The sequence below is a fragment of the Thioalkalivibrio sp. ALE21 genome (genome assembly GCF_003208255.1).
Classification (GTDB): Bacteria; Pseudomonadota; Gammaproteobacteria; order Ectothiorhodospirales; family Ectothiorhodospiraceae; genus Thioalkalivibrio; species Thioalkalivibrio halophilus.
In genome coordinates, this window is sequence record NZ_QKMA01000006.1 from 22,852 (window position 1) to 41,460 (window position 18,609).

Consider the following 18,609-nt stretch of genomic DNA (forward strand, 5'->3'; position numbering starts at 1 on the left):
GGCCTTGGTCATCGCGTCCGCCGCTTCAATCGCCGGAACCAGACCACGGGTCTCGATCATGCCCAGGGCCACACCAAAGTTTTCACTCGCCATTGCTATTTTCTCCCGGAGTTACGGTTACTTCGAAAAATTCGACGCTCAAGCGGCCCTGCGTCCGCCATCCGAGCGCCCGGTATCGGTCTGGTCCTGCCCAGCCTTGTCCTTCCCGGACGACGACGTGTCATCACTGCCGTCGTCCCAGTAGTCGATGATCCCGCCGATTGTCAGATCGGTCAGAATCGAATGGTCATCGAGCGCGAGGCGCGCCGCCGAACCGCTGATCGTGAACACCCAGTTGCCCGGGTACGCGCCCACCGGATCGACCGCGACCGCGCGACCGCCCTTCGCATCCACCAGCACGCGCAGGGACGCCGTTTTCAGGCCATCGACCCGACGGGTCACCGTCAGCTCGTCCTCCACGCGCATGATGTCCATGTCTTACTGCTCCTCCCAGTGATCGATGATCCCGACGATCGTCGCGTCACTGGGATAGGACTTGTCACCGGCCGCTTCGCGCGCCGCCGACGAGCCCACCACGATCACCCAGTCACCCGGAACGCAACCGACGGCGTCCACCGCCACGGTACGCGGCCCGCCGACCTTTTCCTGCACCACGAGCAGCGGCCGATGCCCCAGGTCGCGAATGCGGTTGGTCGATACCAGCGTTTTTTCTACCTTGCAGATTTTCATCTCGTTCCCGTTGGCCTCAGGCCTCCAGCGGCTCCAGTTGCGAACCACTGCGCTTGTCCCGAATCACCATGTGGCAGCCGATCAGCCCCTTTTCGGACAAATCGCGGTAGCGCTTCATGATCTCGTCGCGTACCCGCCGGCAGCGGGCCTCCACCCGCTCGCGCGACCCGGGCACCTTGCGGTCGTAGCGGAAGTGCACCACTACCGGCACCGGCAGCCCGCGTTCCACGTTCAGTTTGCGGAACACCTTGTTCACGCCGACGTCCATGCTTTCGGCGCCTTCTTCCATGGTGTCCAGATGGGCGATGTATGCGAAGTTGCGCACCTGCATCTCTTCCACTTCCTGGCCCACAATGATCATCCGTTCGCGATGCCCCACGTCGGCGTAATGGCCACCGTGATACCGCGCCACGTAATCGAGCTGCGACAGGTTGTTCATCAGCAGCCGCGAAATAAACCTCAGCATGCCCTCGTGCGGCGCCCCGTTTCCGGTGCCCCACCCCTGCTGGTGGACCGTGTCCTGAATCGCGCGATACACCGCCAGGGAGGCATCTTGTTCGTTCATGCCCTGCGTTTCTCGATACAGCGCGGCACTGTCCACAAACCGATACAGACTCATGCGCGTCTCGCCATCGGGCACATGGACCTTGATGGCGTCGGTGTCAGTGTCCACCCCGATCAGCAGGGTATCGACCGAAGCACCGCAACAATAGGTGTTCTCCACCGCCTGCCGGAACGCCCGGAGCTGGCGCAGGGCCGCATCCGCCGCCTCCCGTTCACAGGAAGCGTGGGCCGTACAGCCCTGATGGTTCGGGTCCGCACTGCTGTAGTGATACGCCGCCACCTTCAGGTACCGGCTCGGCACATCCGCGGTCGTCGGCCTTCCTTCACGAAAACGCAGAAGCTCGCGTTTCGTCCAGTGCCGAACGTCCTCTTCGATATCGAACAGGGCACCCGCGTAGCTCTTCACGCGGACCGCCATATCCGGCAGACGCAGAATGAAGCGCCGCAGACCCAGCAACCGTCCGTCCGAGCAAGGCGAGATATCCACTTCGTGGAAGTCGCAATCGAGGAACCACGCGATCGCCGATTCCGCCTCGGCCGCCAGATCATCCCGGCCCGACCAGTATTCGTTCACCAGCCGGTCGAACAGCCGAAAACTGCCTTCCAGGTACAGACGCCGGGTGTCCAGATGGTTGATCCACGCATCCTCAAGCACCTGTTCGGGAAGCCGGATACCGAGTTGTCGTTCCGCGAGGGACTGTGCCCGTTCCGAGAAACCCTTCTCATGCTGCAGCGAATGGATTTCGCGCAGGACCGGCACCAACTCCGAGAAGCGGTCACGAAAACCCTGTTCGAAGGCATGCAGCCGTTCGTTGCCCCGCTCGTCCGCCAGCGGGTGCCCTGGCCGCACACCACCCCCCGTATCCACGGGAGCATAACGGCCGACTTCACCCAGTGCCGGGGCCACCGACGAATCCGGCCCGACCGCCGGCGTGTGGTCGCTCCGCGGTGCCGAGGCACCCGGGCGACCGGTCACGCTCCCCCGCGGGCGCAGCGGACTCGTCTTGCGGCGACGACGTACGACCATGAGGTCCGTTCTCCCCGGATCAGCCGCGAGCGCCGCCGGACAGGGTCACCAACGACCCCGCATCGGTGCTGCCCGATGAGCCCGTAATCCGGCTCGGCGGTACTTCCTTGCGCTCCAGCTCGCGGTTACCCCAGGCACTGCTGCCCTCGCCCCGCGGATTGCCGCGCATGCTGACATTGCGGCGCGTGGAAAAACCTTCCGTGCCGGTCACCGAATCGCCGCGCTGCCAGTCATCACCGGTGATCGCCACGCCACCCCCGGCACCGTTAACGGTTACGCGTTCGGCACCCTGGCGTTCTTCTACCGCCGCCTGGGCCGCCTCGATCTCGGACCTCGCTGCCTTGGCCTGTGCCATGGCCATGGGGGCACCGGCGCGAGCATGCGCCTGTCCATAACGGAAATCCTCGGTGCCGGACACCAGGCCCATCGCCTTGTTCACCGAACCGGTAATCGAACCGCTTGAACCATAAGCAGTCCCAGTCACGCGCCTTTCACGAGCTTCCCGGGCCGGCGACGGAACGCTGAAGTCACGCCCCGGCACTTCCGCGGCGGGCGTCGCCGCCTGGATGGCCGTGGCCGGATTACTATCGAATCCCTCCGGACGCAAGCGAGGATGCAGGTCCCCGGCGACATTCGGGCAGGCCGATGCAAATTCATCCGCACCGACATAGGCCGAGCCGGAGATATCCTGGCAAGCGCCTCGTTCGGTACCCGTGACCCGCTCGTCATGGCCCGGCTGACTTCCGGAAATGGCGTGGCCCGGGGTGGAATGCCGTTCGGCGACCCGCACCTGGGCGGAACGGGATTCCTCGGGCGAACAGTACTGCTGGTACTGGTCCGGGCTGACATAGGACGTCCCGCTGATCGGCATGCAGGCGCCGTATTCATCGCCAGTCACGCGGGACGAGGGACCCATCGCCGGTCCCGACACCCCCTGCTGATTCCAGGTCCTGCTTGTCGTGACCTTTTCCGGCCCGGCTTCGGGCGTCGCAGCGCACAGCGTTTCGTAATGATCGGATCCCACGTATTCCGTCCCGGTAATGGGCTTGCAGCCCCCGTATTCGTCACCGGTGACACGGCTGGACGAGTCCACCCGTGTCCCCGACACTTCGCCGCCGTGCAGGGTGTGCATCACGCCTACCTTGTGGACACCCCCGGCGGCCGGCTTGTCGCACAGCTCCTCGAAATCCGCCCGGTTATAGTACGGCGTACCCGTCAGCGACGCGCAGGAACCGGTCTCGTCGCCGGTAACCCGAGGGCTTCGATCCACCGACACCCCCGTAACCGAACGACCGTGCGCGGAGTGCATCTCGCTGACGCGCGAAGCCGCCGGTTCCCCGCGGGTCCCGCAACGCTGAAAATCCTCGCTGCCCAGATACTCCGTACCCGTCACGGGCTTGCAGTCCCCGTGTTCAACACCCGTCACTGAAGAGGAGCGCCCGACGTCGGTGCCGGTCAGTTCACGACCCCGCAGGGTGTGCATCACACCGGCCCGGGCCGGCGCTCCGTCAGGCTTTCCCGTGCAGGGAACCTCACTGTCGCGGGTATTCAGATACTCGGTCCCGGTCACGCTGCGGCAGGAACCCGACTCATCACCCGTTACCTTCGGACTGCGACCGACCGTTGTGCCGGAGACATCCTCGCCGCGACCGGTGTGCATCACGCCGGTGCGCAGAGTACCGGGGGCCGGACGGGTGCCGCAGAAGCCCTCGTACTGTTCCGTACTGAGATACTCGGTGCCGGTGATCGCCTCGCAACTGCCGCGCTCGTCGCCGGTGACCCGGCGGGACCGCCCCACCTCGGTTCCACTGACTTCCTGCCCGTGGCTCGTATGCGAATGGCCGACCTTGGGCGAATGGGCCTCGGGGAGGGTCCCGCAGTAGCGATCGAAATGTTCCGCGCCCAGGTATTCGGTCCCGGTCACGTCGTAGCAGCTGCCGGCTTCGCCACCGGTCACGGCATAAGTGCTCTCGACCTGGGTGCCACTCACGTGCCCGCCGGAAAGGGTGGTCCCTTCCTCCACCTTGGCCGGCGCATCATCCTGCCCGGCCTGCCGCGGACGGCCGCAGGGCCGGCCCGGCTCGGACGAACCGCGGCCAATGCTGCACAGTTCCTGGCGCCGCTGACGCGCGATCTCCCGGGTGGTCATGCCCTTGCGCTGGGCCGCCTTCCACGAGCCCTCGCGCGGCAGATCGGAAGGCCGTTTGGTACCGGCCTGATAACGCCGGCGCAGCGCCTTCTTGCCCTGGCTCGCCATCGCGTCCCGACGCGCCATGCAGATGGCCCGCACGTCGGAGATCATCGGCTTGATCTCGCGATCGTTCTCGTCCTGACGCTGCTCCACCTGCTCGCACAGGCGGTCCAGCCCCTGGTCCAGCGCCTCTTCCGCACGTTCGGCGGATTCATCGGCCACCGGGGATTCCGGCTGCCGCGCGGCCTCCCGCGGCGGACGCGTCGGGCGCGGCGGTTCCGGGTCGCGTTCACGGCCACGCAGACGATCCTCGCGCCGCGGTTCGGTCGCCATCGCCTTCTTGCCGTTCTGCGCCAGCGCCTGACGGCGCAGGCGGCAGATCTCGCGGCCGCTCATATTCTCGCAGTCAACGTCCTGGCTCTGGGCAAGGACTTCGAGCTGACGCGAGCGTTCGGAGCCGGCCCGGGCAAATCCGCCCGAGCCGCGCGTGCTGCCCCGCCCCAGGGCCTTTTTGCCCTGACGTGCCATCTTCTGCCGACGCTCGAGCGCGGCCTGGCGCCCGTTGGAGGCACCCTGGTGGGCGCCCGGAGGCGGCGCGTCGGACCCATCGGTCTGCCGCTCCGCCCGCGGCTCGGTGAACCGGGGCTCGGGCTGCGCGGGCGCGTCGGATTCACGCGCCGATTCCGGAGCCGAGGGAGCCGGCTCGGGCGCAGGCGCCGCGGGCGCAGGGTTCTGACGAACCACCTGGGACCGCGAGACGCCCTGGTTCGAGCCCTTCACGGCGGCCTTGCCATTGCGGGACATGGCCTTGCGCCGTTCGCGGGCCAGCTCGCGACCGGAGAGGCCTGCAGACGCGGATGTCGGATTACTCATGGCACTTCCTTACAGTTGGCGACGGCAACAGTAAAACCCTGTATGGAATGGCCGGGCCGGCGACAGCCGACCCGGCCGCAGCCGGATCAACGGCCGCGATCGACCACGAAGGCCATGCCCAGGCTCTGGGCGTAGTTATCGTACGCGACGAAGCGCACCATCATGCCGGGGTTGCTGCGACGGCACTCTTCGATCTCCTGCAGCACGGCTTCCACCGACTGCTCACCGAAGAAGGGCAGCTTCCACATGTACCAGTAGGGGGACATGGCGTGCTCCTTCTCGGAGTACTCCACGGAGGGGTTCCAGCCCTGCGCGAGGCAGTATTCGATCTGCTTGCGCACCTGGTCGGCGTTCATCTCCGGCAGGTAGGAGAAGGTTTCGTACTTCTGCACCGGCTTGAAGTTCTGAATATCGGACATGTCGGTCATCCTGTGTCTGGTTCGTTCAGGGTGCGGACGGCGCCGCCAGCGGCCGTCCGCACTCGGGCGATCACTTGTGCTGGGAATCGAGCTTGTCGACGGTGTCGAACTCGAACTTGATCTCCTTCCAGGTTTCCATCGCAATCTTCAGCTCGGGGCTGTGCTGCGCGGCCTGGGTGAGGATCTCCTTGCCTTCGCGCTCGACGTCGCGGCCTTCGTTACGCGCCTGGACGCAGGCTTCCAGCGCCACGCGGTTGGCCGTCGCACCCGGGGCGTTGCCCCACGGATGGCCCAGCGTACCGCCGCCGAACTGCAGCACGGAGTCGTCGCCGAAGATGGTGACCAGCGACGGCATGTGCCAGACGTGGATACCACCGGAGGCCACGGCGAACACGCCCGGCAGGGAGCCCCAGTCCTGATCAAAGAAGATACCGCGGGAGCGATCTTCCGGGACGAAGGATTCGCGCAGCATGTCGATCCAGCCGAGGGTCGCGGCACGGTCGCCTTCCAGCTTCCCGACCACGGTACCGGTGTGCAGGTGATCACCGCCGGACAGGCGCAGGATCTTCGCCAGCACGCGGAAGTGGATACCGTGCTTCGGATGACGGTCGAGCACGGCGTGCATCGCACGGTGGATGTGCAGCAGCATGCCGTTGTCGCGGCACCAGTTGGCCAGACCGGTGTTGGCGCAGAAACCGCCGGTGATGTAGTCGTGCATGATGATCGGCGCGCCGATCTCCTTGGCGAACTCGGCACGCTTGTACATCTCTTCCGGGGTCGGCGCGGTCACGTTCAGGTAGTGACCCTTGCGCTCGCCGGTTTCGGCTTCGGCCTTCTCGGTCGCTTCCTGGACGAACTCGAAACGCTCGCGCCAGCGCATGAACGGCTGCGAGTTGATGTTTTCGTCGTCCTTGGTGAAGTCGAGGCCGCCACGCAGGCACTCGTACACGGCACGGCCGTAGTTCTTGGCCGACAGACCCAGCTTGGGCTTGATGGTGCAACCCAGCAGCGGCCGGCCGTACTTGTTCAGCTTGTCACGCTCGACCTGGATGCCGGCGGGCGGGCCACCGCAGGTCTTCACGTAGGCGATCGGGAAGCGCACGTCTTCCAGACGCAGGGCACGGATGGCCTTGAAACCGAACACGTTGCCCACCAGGGAGGTGAACACGTTGACCATCGAACCTTCTTCGAACAGGTCGATCGGATAGGCGATGAACGCGTAGAAGGACTCGTCGTCACCCGGCACGTCCTCGATGGAGTAGGCGCGGCCCTTGTAGTAGTCCATGTCGGTGAGGAGGTCGGTCCACACCGTGGTCCAGGTCCCGGTGGAGGACTCGGCGGCCACGGCGGCTGCGGCTTCTTCGCGGTCGATGCCCGGCTGCGGGGTGATCTTGAAACATGCCAGGAGGTCGGTATCCAGCGGCATGTATTCCGGCATCCAGTAGGTTTCGCGGTAATCCTTGACACCCGCGGAGTACTTCTTGGCGGCCATGTGGCTTTCTCCTACGCGTTGGTTAATCGTGACGGTCGCCTAGGTTAGGAAGGTTAACCACTAATAACAAATAAATAATCTAGATACGACCGATTGACGTTCATCTATGGTTTCCCGGGAGCCGTCGTTTACAGGTTCCCGGAGATGGGGGGCACGCGACCTTTCCCGCACGCTCCCGCTGATGAGCCGCCCGCGATTCTAGCCGAAAACCCCGGACGGTGCATGCCAATGACGACCCGGTTTCCCTGAAACCGGCCGGCAGGCAGGCACACGCAGGACGCCGGCCTCGGCAGCGGCGAGGGGTGGCGAGGAAAAGAAACGGGGTAGCACGAAGCGGAGCCGCCCGGGACGCCGGGCGACTCCGGGGAAGGGCAGAGGAGGATCAGGTGCCGCGCAGCAGCCGCACCATGGCGTCAGCGACCGCACGCGCCGACTGTGGGTTCTGTCCGGTCACCAGGCGGCCATCGACCACCACGTGTTCCGCCCAGTCGTCGGCCGTGTCGACCTCGCCTCCCTGAGCCTGCAACCGGTCCTGCAGCATGAACGGCACCGTCGCCTCCAGCCCCACGCCCTTTTCTTCGCTGTTGGTGAACGCGGCGACCGGACGGCCGGAAACCGCCGGGGTCCCGTCCTGCAGCATCGCGCCGACCAGGCATGCAGGGCCATGGCAGACCGCACCCAGCACCTTGTCATTCGCCAGGAATTCACCCACCAGTCGCTGGACATGCGGATTGTCCGGCAGGTCGAACATCGTGCCGTGACCGCCCGGGAAGAAGACAGCCGCATACTGGTCGTGCCGGACCGACTCGCTCAGGGGGATGGTGTCGTCCAGGGCCTGCTGGGCCGAGGCGGATGCGGGATCCGGATGGGCGGCGTCCAGGCTCCGCGGGTCCAGCGGAACCGGGCCGCCGCGGGGACTGACCACCTTGATTTCGTACCCGGCCTCGCGGAACCGCTGATAGGGAACCGCGAATTCGTCAAACCACAGTCCGGTCGCTTGCCCCGGGGCGAGCTCGTCGTGGCTGGTGGTCACGATGAGAATGGTCTGCATCATGATGCCGCCTCCTTTCCGTGCTTGTTGCCGGTGGACAGCCGGCGGGGCGACCACGTTCCCGCGGAAGGCTCAGCCGGTTCCGTCCTCATGGTCCGGCAGGGTGATGTTGAGCTCCAGGACCTCGCAGTCCCCCTCGCGATCAACGTTCATCTGCACCGCGTCGTCGTCCACCTCGACGTACTTGCGGATCACCTGCAGCAGCTCCTGCTGCATTGCGGGGAGATAATCCGGCCCGGAGCGTGCGGCGCGCTCGCGCGCTACGATGATCTGCAACCGCTCCTTCGCGACGTTCGCACTTTTCTGCCGTGGCTGCCGAAAATAGTCGAAGATGCCCATGGACTCAGCCTCCGAACAAGCGGCCGAAGAAGCCCCGCTTCGGCACGTCCACGAAACGCAGCGGACGGTCCTCGCCAAGGAAACGGCCCACGGCGTCGTCATACGCCTGTCCGGCATCCGATTCCGCGTCCAGGATAACCGGCTGCCCCGCATTGGAGGCGTTCAGAACCGCCTGGGATTCCGGGATCACGCCCAGCAGATCGATGGCCAGGATGTCGCCCACATCTTCAATGCTCAGCATCTCCCCGCGTTCGACCCGTTCGGGTGAATAACGCGTCAGCAGCAGGCGCCCGGGCATGGGATCGCCGCCCTGCTCCACCTTGCGGGTCTTGGAGGCGAGGATACCCAGGATACGGTCCGAGTCACGCACGCTGGACACCTCGGGATTGGTGACCACCACGGCCTCGTCGGCGTGGTAAGCGGCCATCAGCGCGCCGCGTTCGATCCCGGCCGGGCTGTCACAGATGATGTAGTCGAATTCCTCGGCCATCTCGCCGAGCACCCGTTCCACGCCGTCCTCGGTCAATGCCTCCTTGTCGCGGGTCTGCGACGCCGGGAGGATGTACAGGTTCTCCACCCGCTTGTCACGAATCAGCGCCTGCTTGAGGTTCGCGTCCCCGTTGATCACGTTAACGAAATCGTAGACCACGCGCCGCTCGCAACCCATGATCAGGTCGAGGTTGCGCAGACCGACATCGAAATCGATCACTGCGGTCCGGTGGCCCCGCTGGGCCAGGCCGGTCGCGATCGCGGCCGAGGTCGTGGTCTTGCCCACGCCCCCCTTGCCGGAAGTCACCACTACGATACGTGCCATGATGGCTGCGTCTCCTTGAGAATCGAGGGAAGCGGAATCCGCTCAGGACTCCGTGATGTTGAGGCTTTCGCCCGCCAGTGTCACCAGCCGGTTGTCGCCGCGCTCGGCTTCCGTGATGTCTTCGGCAATCCGGTAGTGTCCACCGATGGACAGCAGCTCGGCCTCCAGGCGGCGACAAAAGATGCGCGCGGTGACCAGCCCCCGCACGCCAGCCAGTGCGCGGCCTCGCAATGGCCCCAGTACGGTGATGTGGCCGTCCGCCAGCAGCTCCGCACCGGCGGAGACCGGAGCCGTCACCAGCAGATCCCCGCCGCGTGCGTAGACCTGCTGCCCCGAGCGCACCGGCTGATCCACCACGCGTGTCGCGCTGTGCACCGCCACCGGCGCCCCCGACGCCGCGGAATCGCGTTCCTCCGGGGCCGCCGCGGATGGATCCTCCCGCCGCGCACGGCCCTCGCTCAGGGCCACCTCGCCGGAACCGCCGCGGCCACCCATGGCCAGACGCGGCGGCAGTCCGGCGGCATCCGCCGCTTCAAGCGCCTGCGCCGCCTCGCCGTCCTGCAGCCCGATCAGGCGAAAGCCCGCGGCCCGCACCTGCTGCACAACCGCGCGCAGTGCGGCATCCCCGGCATCCGCCACCGGCTGCAGATCCAGCACAATGGGCATGTCGCGCATCAGATCGGGCGCCTCGTCGCGTCGCGCGGCGAGCATGTTGCCCAGGTTGTGCGGCTCGGCGTCGTGCACCCGCAGCACCGAGACCAGCAGCATGCGGCCCTTGAGTTCCATGGCCTGGACGGAGCTGGGGGAAGCGCTCATGCTCGGTTCCACGTTCGGAGGATGGTCGGATCGGCGTCGCCCCGGACGGGGCGGAATCGCGCATTTATAGCGTGCCGGCCCCGGGTCCGGCAAGCCGGTGCGCCGTTCACCGCCGGCGCGGGCGCCCCGGGATCAGCGCCGGGGTCCGTGCAACGTAGTCGGCATAACCCGGGCGGGTCTCGTGCAGGTGTGATTCGAGGAGCGTTACTCCGGATACCCGCAGGATCAGAACGATCATCAGAACCGCCGACGGGATACCCCACCAGCCGCCGGCCGCCAGCGCCAGCAGGCCATAGCCCACCCACACCACGATTTCGCCGAAGTAGTTGGGATGCCGGCTGTAGCGCCACAGCCCCCGGTCCATGACCTCGCCGCGCCGCTGCGGATCGGCGCGGAAGCGGGCCATCTGCAGATCGGCCGCGGTCTCGAAGACGAAACCGAAGGCCCACACCGCGAGACCCGCCGCCAGCAGCAGCGGCTGCATCGACTGCGCACTGACCCCCGCCAGGACCGGTAGGCCGATCACCGCCACCAGCGCACCCTGCAGACCGAAGATCGTAACCAGGCTGCGGCGCGCGAAGGCCGCATCGCTCAGCTCTCCGCGCATCGCGGTGTACCGCGCGTCCTCGCCATGGCCCCAGTTGCGCCAGGTGATGTAGGCCGACAGGCGCAGACCCCACAGGACCACCGGCACCAGCGTCCACAGTCCCGCTGCCGGGAACCCGGCCATCCCCCACCACAGGACGCCGACGACGATGAAGCCGATACCCCAGAAACGATCCACCAGGCTGGCGTCGCGGCGACGCATCGCCGCGCCCCAGACCAGGGTCATCAGACCCAGCGCCGCCAGCAGCCCCCAAAGAAAAGCGACCGAAAGGCTCATTGCACGGCCTCCCGCAGCGGGCGTTCCAGCAGGGTATGCGAGACGAACCACTCACCCCCGCCGTCCCGGGCGAACAGCTCGGCGCAGGCCATGTAGAACATCCGCCAGCGCTGGAAGACCCGCGCCGCCTCCGCCGCGTCCAGCGTCCGGGAGAACAGCGGCAACAGCCGCTGGCGAGCGGCATCCTGGCGTTCCAGCCAGGCGTTCAGGCTGCGCGCGTAATGTTCGCCGCCCACCCGCCACTGGTCACGTACCCGCAGATGCTCCTGGAAGTGGTGCACCAGATCCTCGGACGGCATCAGCCCGTCGCGAAAGAAGTGCCGGGCCATCCAGTCCGCGTCACCGTCGGTCTCGAAGAAATAGGCACGGTCGCGATGGGCGAACACATGCAGGAAGAACCATCCGCCCGGGCGCAACCAGTCATGGATGCGACGGAACAGCTCGGGCCAGTTGCGCATGTGTTCGAACATCTCGACGGAAACCACCCGGTCGAAGTCGCCGTACGGAGGACTGAAATCGTTCATGTCGGCGGTGACCACCTCCAGGTTGGTCAGACCCACGGCGTCCCGCCGACGCTCGATCGCCTCCCGTTGAGTCGTCGAGTTGGATACCGCGAGGACCGTGGACTGCGGAAACTGTTCCGCCATCCAGAGCGACAGCGACCCCCAGCCGCAGCCCAGTTCCAGGATCCGCTGGCCATCCGCCAGCCCGGCGCGCTCCATGGTCAGCTTCAGCATCGCGGCCTCGGCCCCGGCCAGATCGTCCACGCCTTCCGGCCACCAGCCGGAGGAATACTTCATCCACGGCCCCAGGCACGCCTCGAAATACTCGGTCGGCAGCTCGTAATGCTGTTCGTTGGCGGTATCGGTGGACAGCGCGACGGGCGCCTCCCGCATCGCCCGCACCAGCGCCTCGCGACGTGCACGCAGGGTCTCCGGCGACCCGCCACTCTCGCGCAACCGCCGCCGCAGCAGATGCCGGATCCCGGCACGGATGGCCGCATCCGGCAACCAGCCGCGCTCGGCCCAGTCAATCAGTCGCTCCATCGTCCCCTCCATCTGCCGGTGCCCGGGCCGAAGGCCCCGGTCCGCAAGACCATGGACCGACTGCAGCCCAACCCGGTTCCGCGCGACCCGCCGATCATAACCCCGCCCAAAATTGGGTTTGACGTGACCCCGGTCACCTCTCGTCCCCCGACAGCGGTGATAGAGTGAGACCCAACGCTCAATTTCCACGTGATCATGGCCCAGACCTACCGAATCCCGCCCCGGCTGCTGCAGCGCGTCTGGACCCCGTTCATGGATGCGCTCGAGGAAAAGAACCGGGCCTTCATGAACGAGCTCGACGACCGTCTGATGGAGGCATCCGAGAAGGCGATCGACAGCCATCGCGCGCAGCATAGCCTGATGCTCTCGCGACGCATCCGCATGGCCAGCCAGCAGGTTCTACAGCACTTGCGCACGGGCCTCGGAGAACGACTGACGCCGGATGCGCCCGGTGACGTTGCCGGCGAACTCGAGCTCACCCTGATGGACAACGAGGACACCGAACGCGAAGTCGCCCTGCGCAAGGTCGTGGCAGGTGCCCGCGCGGCCATGCCCCGGGAAATCGAGGCCCTGGAACAGCTCACCCGCGACTACTCGCTGGCACCCGCGCCGGAGTCCGCCCCCTGGCACCCACACGCCCTGGGCGAAGCGTTCCTCGAAGCGGTCGAAGCCATACCCCTGTCGGGCGAGGAATCCCTGATGATGCTGCACTGGTTCGACCGCGACGTGGTCCGCGACCTGCAGCCGGAGATGCAGGACCTGATCCACGGCTTCGGCGAGGCTGGACTGGCCGTCCCCGAACTCGAACCGGTAACCCGCTCGCGCAACACCGACGCCGGTGGACCGGCAACCGCCTCGGGGCCGGTCGCGGGCACCGCCCAGGCTGCCGCGACGTCCGACCCGGGCACGGCGGCACCGGAGAGCCACTGGGGCCAGTTCGGCTACGTCGTTCCGGCCGGAGAACGCGGCATGGTCCCCGCCGAGGGCGGAGCCATGCCGCAGGGCATGCCCGGCACGCTGGCCGTGGCCACCATGGTCCAGAACGCCCCCAGCCGCGAGTCGCTGGAACCGTTCATCATGGACCTGCTGCAAGGCCTGTTCGACCTGATCCTCAAGCGCGACGATCTCAACCCGGCGCTGCGCGAACCCCTGGCCGATCTGCAGCTGCCGCTGGTGCGCATCTCCCTGCGCGACAGCAGCTTCTTCCGCGACAAGCAGCACCCGGCACGCCAGATGACGGGTCAGCTGCTCAATATCGCCCTGCGCGTGGACCCCGACCTGGACCTGAAAGATGCCCGCGAACTGCCACTGGCACGGCTGGTCGCGGAACACGTCGAGCGTCTTCGGGGTGCCGGTCTCGACAGTGCCGACGCCTACCACAGCGCGCTGCAGGCCCTGCGCGAAGATCTCGAGCAGGTCGAATCCGAGATCGAGACCGAAGCGGCCGAAGAACGCCGCGCGGCGGAACACGAAGAGACGCGCATCGAGGTCTCCTGGCAGATGGAGACCACCGTGCACCAGACGGTGGAGACCGCCGGCCGGGGCCTGCCCGACCAGGCCCGCCAGCAGCTGATGGACGCCTGGGTCCCGCTGCTGACCGCCGAGGAAACCGCCCGCCTGGAAACGACCTCCGAACCCCGGGGCCGGGGGGACGCCGCCACGGCGGCCCCGATGGAGGACAGCGAACCGGGGTCGCCTCGGGAGTCCGGCGACTCCGCCCGCTCCACGGAGGCGGCCAATGCGGGCGGGACTGCCGACGAGGCCCCGACCGCGGACACTGGCACATCCACCGCCGATGACGCGCCAGAAGCTGACGACGGCCGGGAGTCCCCCGCCGGCCTGGCCCTGCTGGAAGAACTGCTGCAGCTGATGCGCGAAGCCCCGGACTTCAAGTCCTCGGCACCGCTGCTGGCCCGGATCCGCGGGTATCTGGACAAGGCCCCGCTGTCGGCAGAGGAGCGCGCCCGCATCAAGTCCGACCTGGTCAGCGCGCATCTGATGGCCGCCGGGCGCAAGCCGACCCACACCGAAGAGGCAAAACCGGCCGCGGAAGAGGAAGCCGCCACTGGCGAAGCCCCCGCAGCAGACAGTACCGACTCCACGGACACCGCGAGCCGCAGCGATCAGGCCTCCGACAAAGGCAGCGAACAGCGCACTCGCGAACACGGCCGCCGCAGCGAGGGCCGCTCGGCGGCCAGCCCGTTCGCGACCGCGGCGCGTCTGCCGGATGACGACCCGTCGCTGATGCGCGACCACGACGACGAGCACGTGGACACCGCCGACAGCCTGGAATCGGGCACCTGGATCCAGTTCACCTCGCCCGCCGGCACCCGGGTCACGCGCATGAAGCTCGTCTGGCGCGGCACCCACTCCGGGCGCTTCCTGTTCACCGATGCCGCCGGCCGCAGCAAGCGCCAGCACAGCCTCCAGGGACTGGCCCAGGAGTTCCGCACCGGGCGCGCGCAGATCATCCCCGAGGAATCCCTGTTCGATCACCTGATGGAGCAGAAGCTGGGCACGGAGGGGTCGGCCGGCGCCACCGGCTGACATCTGCCGACTTGCCCCCTCCGCGAGCGAACTCTTCGCGGCGAGGGCCGCCCCGCCGAACGACCGGCTCTACTCGGTCTGCGGGTCGGTCTGCGGGGTCCCGTATCCCCCGCCGCCCGGCGTATGGATCTCCACCGCATCGCCCGCTTCCAGCGCACGCCGATCGCAGCCCTGCAGGCGCTCGCGGCGCCCGTCCGCGCGGATCAGCCAGTCCTCGCCGGGTTCCGCATCGCCACCACCGCACAGGCCGAAGGGCACCACGCGGCGGCGATTGGCCAGCAGGGTCAGTTCTATCGGTTCGTCGAAACCCAGACGGCGTATAACCCCGTCGCCGCCCCGCCAGACCCCCGTGCCACCCGAGCCCGTGCGCAGCGCAAAGCGCTCCACCCGCACCGGGAAGCGGCTCTCGAGCACCTCCGGGTCGGTCAGGCGCGAGTTGGTCATGTGGCTCTGCACCGCACTGGCGCCATGGTGGCCGGGCCCCGCGCCGGCACCGCCGGCGATGGTCTCGTAATACTGGTGCCGGTCGTTGCCGAAGGTCAGGTTGTTCATCGTCCCCTGCGCGGCCGCCTGCGCCCCCAGGGCCGCGAACAGGGCGTCGGTCACCGCCTGCGAGGTCTCCACGTTCCCGGCCACCACCGCGGCCGGCGGCACCGGGTTGAGCATGCAGCCCTCCGGCACCCGCAGCTCCACCGGGTCCAGGCAGCCATCGTTCAGCGGCACCGGGTCGTCCAGCAGGCAACGCAGCACGTACAGCACCGCCGCGCGCACGATGGACACCGGCGCGTTGAAATTGTCCGCGCGCTGGGCCGAGGTCCCGTCGAAATCGATCACCAGCCGCGCATCCTCCGCCGATCCGGGCCGATCCGGGGTCACCGACACCACGATCTCCGCCCCGTTGTCCAGCGCACAGCGAAAGTGGCCGGGCTCCAGTTCGGGGATGAGCCGGCGCACTGCCGCGGCCGCGTTCTCCTGCACATGCCGCATGCTGGCGGTCACCATTGCGGGCCCGCTCTCGCCCAGCAGGCGATCCAGCTCTTCCAGACCGCGCCGATTGGCCGCCACCTGCGCCTCCAGATCGGCACGGTTCTGCGCCGGATTGCGCGCCGGCCACGGACCGGACGTCAGCAGCGTCTGGAGGATCTCGCCATCGAACTGGCCATCGCGCACCAGCCGCACCGGCGGGATGCGCACGCCTTCCTCCTCCGGAGCTGAAGAGAACGCCGGCATCGACCCCGGCGTGATCCCGCCCACATCGGCGTGATGCCCGCGCGAGGCCACGAAGTAGCGCAGTACCGCCGGGGTCGCCGGGTCACTCGTGACACCGCCCGCGGCGTCCAGGAAGACCGGCGTCACCACCGTGATGTCCGGCAGGTGGGTCCCGCCGTTGAACGGATCGTTGAGCATGTACGCGTCACCCGGACGCAGGTCGTCGCCGAAGGCCGCCACGATCGCGCGCACGCTGGCGCCCATGGAGCCCAGATGCACCGGCATGTGCGGCGCGTTCGCCACCAGCCGGCCGGCCCCGTCAAACAGGGCACAGGAAAAATCCAGGCGCTCCTTGATGTTCACCGAATGGGCGGTGTTCTGCAGGGTGAAGCCCATCTGGTCGGCAATCGCCATGAAGCGGTTGTTGAAGACCTCCAGCCGCACCGGGTCGCGGCGCTGCGGGTCATCGCGCCGCTTGCGATCATGCGCCGCCGCGGCAGGGTGGTGCTCCAGCACCAGCGTGCCGTCCGCGGCCATGTGGCCCCGCCAGTCCGGCTCCAGGATCACCGTGCCAGTGGCCTCGATCACGATCGCCGGCCCGTCCAGACGCATGCCGGGGCTCAGGGCCTCGCGGCGGTACAGCGGCACCTCGCGCCACTGCCCGGCGGTGAACATCGCCACCCGCTCGCCGGCATCCGCCGGAGTCCCGGCCGGGTCAGCCCCGGTTTCCGCGCCGCCACCGTCCGCGGGATTCTCCGCCCCCGGGCCGATCGCCTCCACCGTGGCCACCGCCACCACCAGGCGACGATCCGGCGGCGCAAAGCCGTAGCGCTGGCGCCAGGCCTGCGCAAACGCGTGCAGCATGGCCTCGGCCGACCCGGCATCCACCTCCAGCGTGGAGTCCGATCCCTCCACCCGCAGGTGCACGCGCCGGCGCAGCTGCAACTGCGCAGGATCCACCCCCTGCGCGGTGAGTTCGTCGCGGGCCGCGGCCTCCAGCTCGCCCAGCGCGGCCTCCAGGCCGGCCACGCCGTCGCCTTCCAGCGGCAGTTCCAGGCTCGCCTCGTGCAGCGCGCGCAGTTCCGCCAGCCCCATGCCGAAGGCCGACAGCACCCCGCCCAGGGGATGCAGCAGCACGTGCCGCATGCCCAGGCGTTCGGCCACCCGGCAGGCATGCTGCCCGCCGGCCCCGCCGAAGCAGACCAGCGCATAACCACCGACATCGTGCCCGCGCTGCACCGAAATCGTCTTGATCGCGCGCGCCATGTGTTCCACCGCGATCTCCAGCAGGCCTTCGGCCAGCGCCTCGGGCGACGGCGTCTCGTCCTGGGTCGCCCCCACCTCGGCCGCCAGCGCGGCAAAGCCCTCCGCCACCGCCCCGGCATCCAGCGGCCGGTCGCGATCCGGCCCGAACACCGCCGGGAAATACTCGGGCCGCAACCGCCCCAGCTGCAGGTTGCAGTCGGTGACCGTCAGCGGGCCGCCCTGACCGTACGCCGCCGGACCCGGCTGCGCCCCGGCCGACTCCGGCCCCACGCGCAGGCGCATGCCGTCGAACCGGCAGATCGACCCGCCGCCGGCCGCCACGGTGTGAATGTCCAGCATCGGCACGCGCAGGCGGACCCCGGCCACCTCGCTCTCCTGACGCCGCTCCAGCTCGCCCGCCAGATGCGCCACGTCGGTGGAGGTCCCGCCCATGTCGAAGGTGATCAGGCGCTCGAAGCCCAGCGGGCCCGCGGTGCGCAGCGCACCGACGATGCCCCCGGCCGGGCCGGACAGCACCGCATCGCGCCCGCGGAAGTGTTCGCCATCCACCAGTCCGCCGGAGGACTGCATGAAGCGCAGCGGTACCGTCCCCAGCTCGGCGGTCACCTGACGCACGTAGCGTCGCAGCACCGGCGACAGGAAGGCGTCCACCACCGCCGTCTCGCCGCGCGGCACCAGCTTGATCAGGCCGCTGACCTCGTGGCTGGCGACCACCTCCTGGAAACCCAGCTCGCGCGCCAGCGCGGCCACCGCCTGCTCGTGCGCCGGGAAGCGATAGCCGTGCACGCAGGCCACCGCCAGCGCGCGATACCCCTCCGCCCGCGCCGTCTGCAGGCGCGGGCGCAGGTCCTCCAGATCGGGCGAGCGCAGCACCCGTCCGGCGGCATCCACGCGCTCGTCCACCGGTTCCACCCGGTCGTACACCGGGGCCGGCAGGCGGATGTCGCGCGCAAACAGCTCCGGTCGTGCCTGATGCCCGATGCGCAGCGCATCCTCCAGACCCGCGGTAATCACCAGCACCACCGGCTCGCCCTTGCCTTCCAGCAGGGCGTTGGTGGCCACCGTGGTGCCCATGCGCACCTCATGAATGCGCGACTGCGGGACCGGCTTGCCCGGCCTGAGCCCGAGGAGATCGCGAATGCCCTGCACCGCCGCGTCGGCGTAGGCCTCGGGGTGCTCCGACAGCAGCTTGTGCGAATGCAGCCGCCCGTCCGGATCGCGCGCCACGATGTCGGTGAAGGTGCCGCCGCGGTCGATCCAGAAATCCCAGGCCCGCGTATCCGCGTGCCGGCCGCGGGCTTGTGCGTGAGCGTCGCCGCCCGCCATCATTGCGCCCCGACCCC

Annotated in this window: 15 protein-coding genes; 1 reads left to right on the forward strand and 14 read right to left on the reverse strand. The window is 68.1% G+C overall.

What is annotated here, in order from left to right; translation table 11 throughout:
- The 13 genes from D893_RS06970 to D893_RS07030 all read right to left on the reverse strand — a co-directional run.
- A partial coding sequence (locus D893_RS06970; protein WP_038030644.1) for a BMC domain-containing protein occupies nucleotides 1–93 on the reverse strand: 93 nt, incomplete at its 3' end.
- Nucleotides 94–138: 45 nt separating this feature from the next.
- A complete protein-coding gene (locus D893_RS06975) occupies nucleotides 139–474 on the reverse strand; it encodes a carboxysome peptide B (protein ID WP_018947712.1) in 336 nt (111 codons plus the stop codon).
- A 3-nt stretch (nucleotides 475–477) separates the two neighbouring features.
- A complete protein-coding gene (locus tag D893_RS06980) occupies nucleotides 478–729 on the reverse strand; it encodes a carboxysome peptide A (protein WP_018870589.1) in 252 nt (83 codons plus the stop codon).
- Nucleotides 730–745: 16 nt separating this feature from the next.
- Nucleotides 746–2,320: a carboxysome shell carbonic anhydrase gene (locus D893_RS06985; protein ID WP_018947711.1), complete on the reverse strand. Its 1,575-nt coding sequence runs from the start codon at nucleotides 2,318–2,320 to the stop codon at nucleotides 746–748.
- A gap of 19 nt (nucleotides 2,321–2,339) precedes the next feature.
- Nucleotides 2,340–5,384: a CsoS2 family carboxysome shell protein gene (locus D893_RS06990; protein ID WP_110619427.1), complete on the reverse strand. Its 3,045-nt coding sequence runs from the start codon at nucleotides 5,382–5,384 to the stop codon at nucleotides 2,340–2,342.
- 86 nt (nucleotides 5,385–5,470) lie between these two features.
- Nucleotides 5,471–5,803: a ribulose bisphosphate carboxylase small subunit gene (locus D893_RS06995; protein WP_019022376.1), complete on the reverse strand. Its 333-nt coding sequence runs from the start codon at nucleotides 5,801–5,803 to the stop codon at nucleotides 5,471–5,473.
- A gap of 70 nt (nucleotides 5,804–5,873) precedes the next feature.
- Nucleotides 5,874–7,295, reverse strand: a complete 1,422-nt coding sequence (locus D893_RS07000) for a form I ribulose bisphosphate carboxylase large subunit (protein ID WP_018947709.1) — start codon at nucleotides 7,293–7,295, stop codon at nucleotides 5,874–5,876.
- Between the two features lie 382 nt (nucleotides 7,296–7,677).
- Entirely contained in the window at nucleotides 7,678–8,349 is a 672-nt protein-coding gene (locus D893_RS07005) for a type 1 glutamine amidotransferase domain-containing protein (protein WP_110619428.1), read from the reverse strand.
- A gap of 69 nt (nucleotides 8,350–8,418) precedes the next feature.
- Entirely contained in the window at nucleotides 8,419–8,685 is a 267-nt protein-coding gene (minE, locus tag D893_RS07010) for a cell division topological specificity factor MinE (protein ID WP_018947707.1), read from the reverse strand.
- A gap of 4 nt (nucleotides 8,686–8,689) precedes the next feature.
- Complete coding sequence (gene minD, locus D893_RS07015; RefSeq protein WP_018947706.1) at nucleotides 8,690–9,499, reverse strand: septum site-determining protein MinD; 810 nt, start codon at nucleotides 9,497–9,499, stop codon at nucleotides 8,690–8,692.
- A 42-nt stretch (nucleotides 9,500–9,541) separates the two neighbouring features.
- Nucleotides 9,542–10,315, reverse strand: a complete 774-nt coding sequence (gene minC, locus D893_RS07020) for a septum site-determining protein MinC (RefSeq protein ID WP_167769404.1) — start codon at nucleotides 10,313–10,315, stop codon at nucleotides 9,542–9,544.
- Nucleotides 10,316–10,421: 106 nt separating this feature from the next.
- The gene (locus D893_RS07025; RefSeq protein ID WP_018947704.1) at nucleotides 10,422–11,198 is read right to left on the reverse strand and encodes a DUF1295 domain-containing protein; all 777 of its coding nucleotides are present in this window, start codon (nucleotides 11,196–11,198) and stop codon (nucleotides 10,422–10,424) included.
- On the reverse strand, nucleotides 11,195–12,244 hold the full coding sequence (locus D893_RS07030; protein WP_077244229.1) for a cyclopropane-fatty-acyl-phospholipid synthase family protein: 1,050 nt from the start codon (nucleotides 12,242–12,244) through the stop codon (nucleotides 11,195–11,197). Before D893_RS07030 ends, D893_RS07025 begins: the two co-directional genes overlap by 4 nt.
- A gap of 195 nt (nucleotides 12,245–12,439) precedes the next feature.
- On the opposite strand from D893_RS07030, the gene D893_RS07035 reads away from it, so the two are divergent.
- Nucleotides 12,440–14,791, forward strand: a complete 2,352-nt coding sequence (locus tag D893_RS07035) for a DUF1631 family protein (protein ID WP_110619477.1) — start codon at nucleotides 12,440–12,442, stop codon at nucleotides 14,789–14,791.
- 69 nt (nucleotides 14,792–14,860) lie between these two features.
- Here the strand turns inward: D893_RS07035 and D893_RS07040 are convergent, their stop codons facing one another.
- Nucleotides 14,861–18,595 (reverse strand): hydantoinase B/oxoprolinase family protein, encoded by a 3,735-nt coding sequence (locus D893_RS07040; protein ID WP_110619429.1) that lies wholly within the window; start codon nucleotides 18,593–18,595, stop codon nucleotides 14,861–14,863.
- Between the last annotated feature and the right edge of the window lie 14 nt (nucleotides 18,596–18,609).

Coding starts and splice junctions, on each gene's coding strand:
- D893_RS06975 (WP_018947712.1), bottom strand. CDS start 474: ATGGACATCATGCGCGTGGAGGACGAGCTGACGGTGACCCGTCGGGTC.
- D893_RS06980 (WP_018870589.1), bottom strand. CDS start 729: ATGAAAATCTGCAAGGTAGAAAAAACGCTGGTATCGACCAACCGCATT.
- D893_RS06985 (WP_018947711.1), bottom strand. CDS start 2,320: ATGGTCGTACGTCGTCGCCGCAAGACGAGTCCGCTGCGCCCGCGGGGG.
- D893_RS06990 (WP_110619427.1), bottom strand. CDS start 5,384: ATGAGTAATCCGACATCCGCGTCTGCAGGCCTCTCCGGTCGCGAGCTG.
- D893_RS06995 (WP_019022376.1), bottom strand. CDS start 5,803: ATGTCCGATATTCAGAACTTCAAGCCGGTGCAGAAGTACGAAACCTTC.
- D893_RS07000 (WP_018947709.1), bottom strand. CDS start 7,295: ATGGCCGCCAAGAAGTACTCCGCGGGTGTCAAGGATTACCGCGAAACC.
- D893_RS07005 (WP_110619428.1), bottom strand. CDS start 8,349: ATGATGCAGACCATTCTCATCGTGACCACCAGCCACGACGAGCTCGCC.
- minE (WP_018947707.1), bottom strand. CDS start 8,685: ATGGGCATCTTCGACTATTTTCGGCAGCCACGGCAGAAAAGTGCGAAC.
- minD (WP_018947706.1), bottom strand. CDS start 9,499: ATGGCACGTATCGTAGTGGTGACTTCCGGCAAGGGGGGCGTGGGCAAG.
- minC (WP_167769404.1), bottom strand. CDS start 10,315: ATGAGCGCTTCCCCCAGCTCCGTCCAGGCCATGGAACTCAAGGGCCGC.
- D893_RS07025 (WP_018947704.1), bottom strand. CDS start 11,198: ATGAGCCTTTCGGTCGCTTTTCTTTGGGGGCTGCTGGCGGCGCTGGGT.
- D893_RS07030 (WP_077244229.1), bottom strand. CDS start 12,244: ATGGAGCGACTGATTGACTGGGCCGAGCGCGGCTGGTTGCCGGATGCG.
- D893_RS07035 (WP_110619477.1), top strand. CDS start 12,440: ATGGCCCAGACCTACCGAATCCCGCCCCGGCTGCTGCAGCGCGTCTGG.
- D893_RS07040 (WP_110619429.1), bottom strand. CDS start 18,595: ATGATGGCGGGCGGCGACGCTCACGCACAAGCCCGCGGCCGGCACGCG.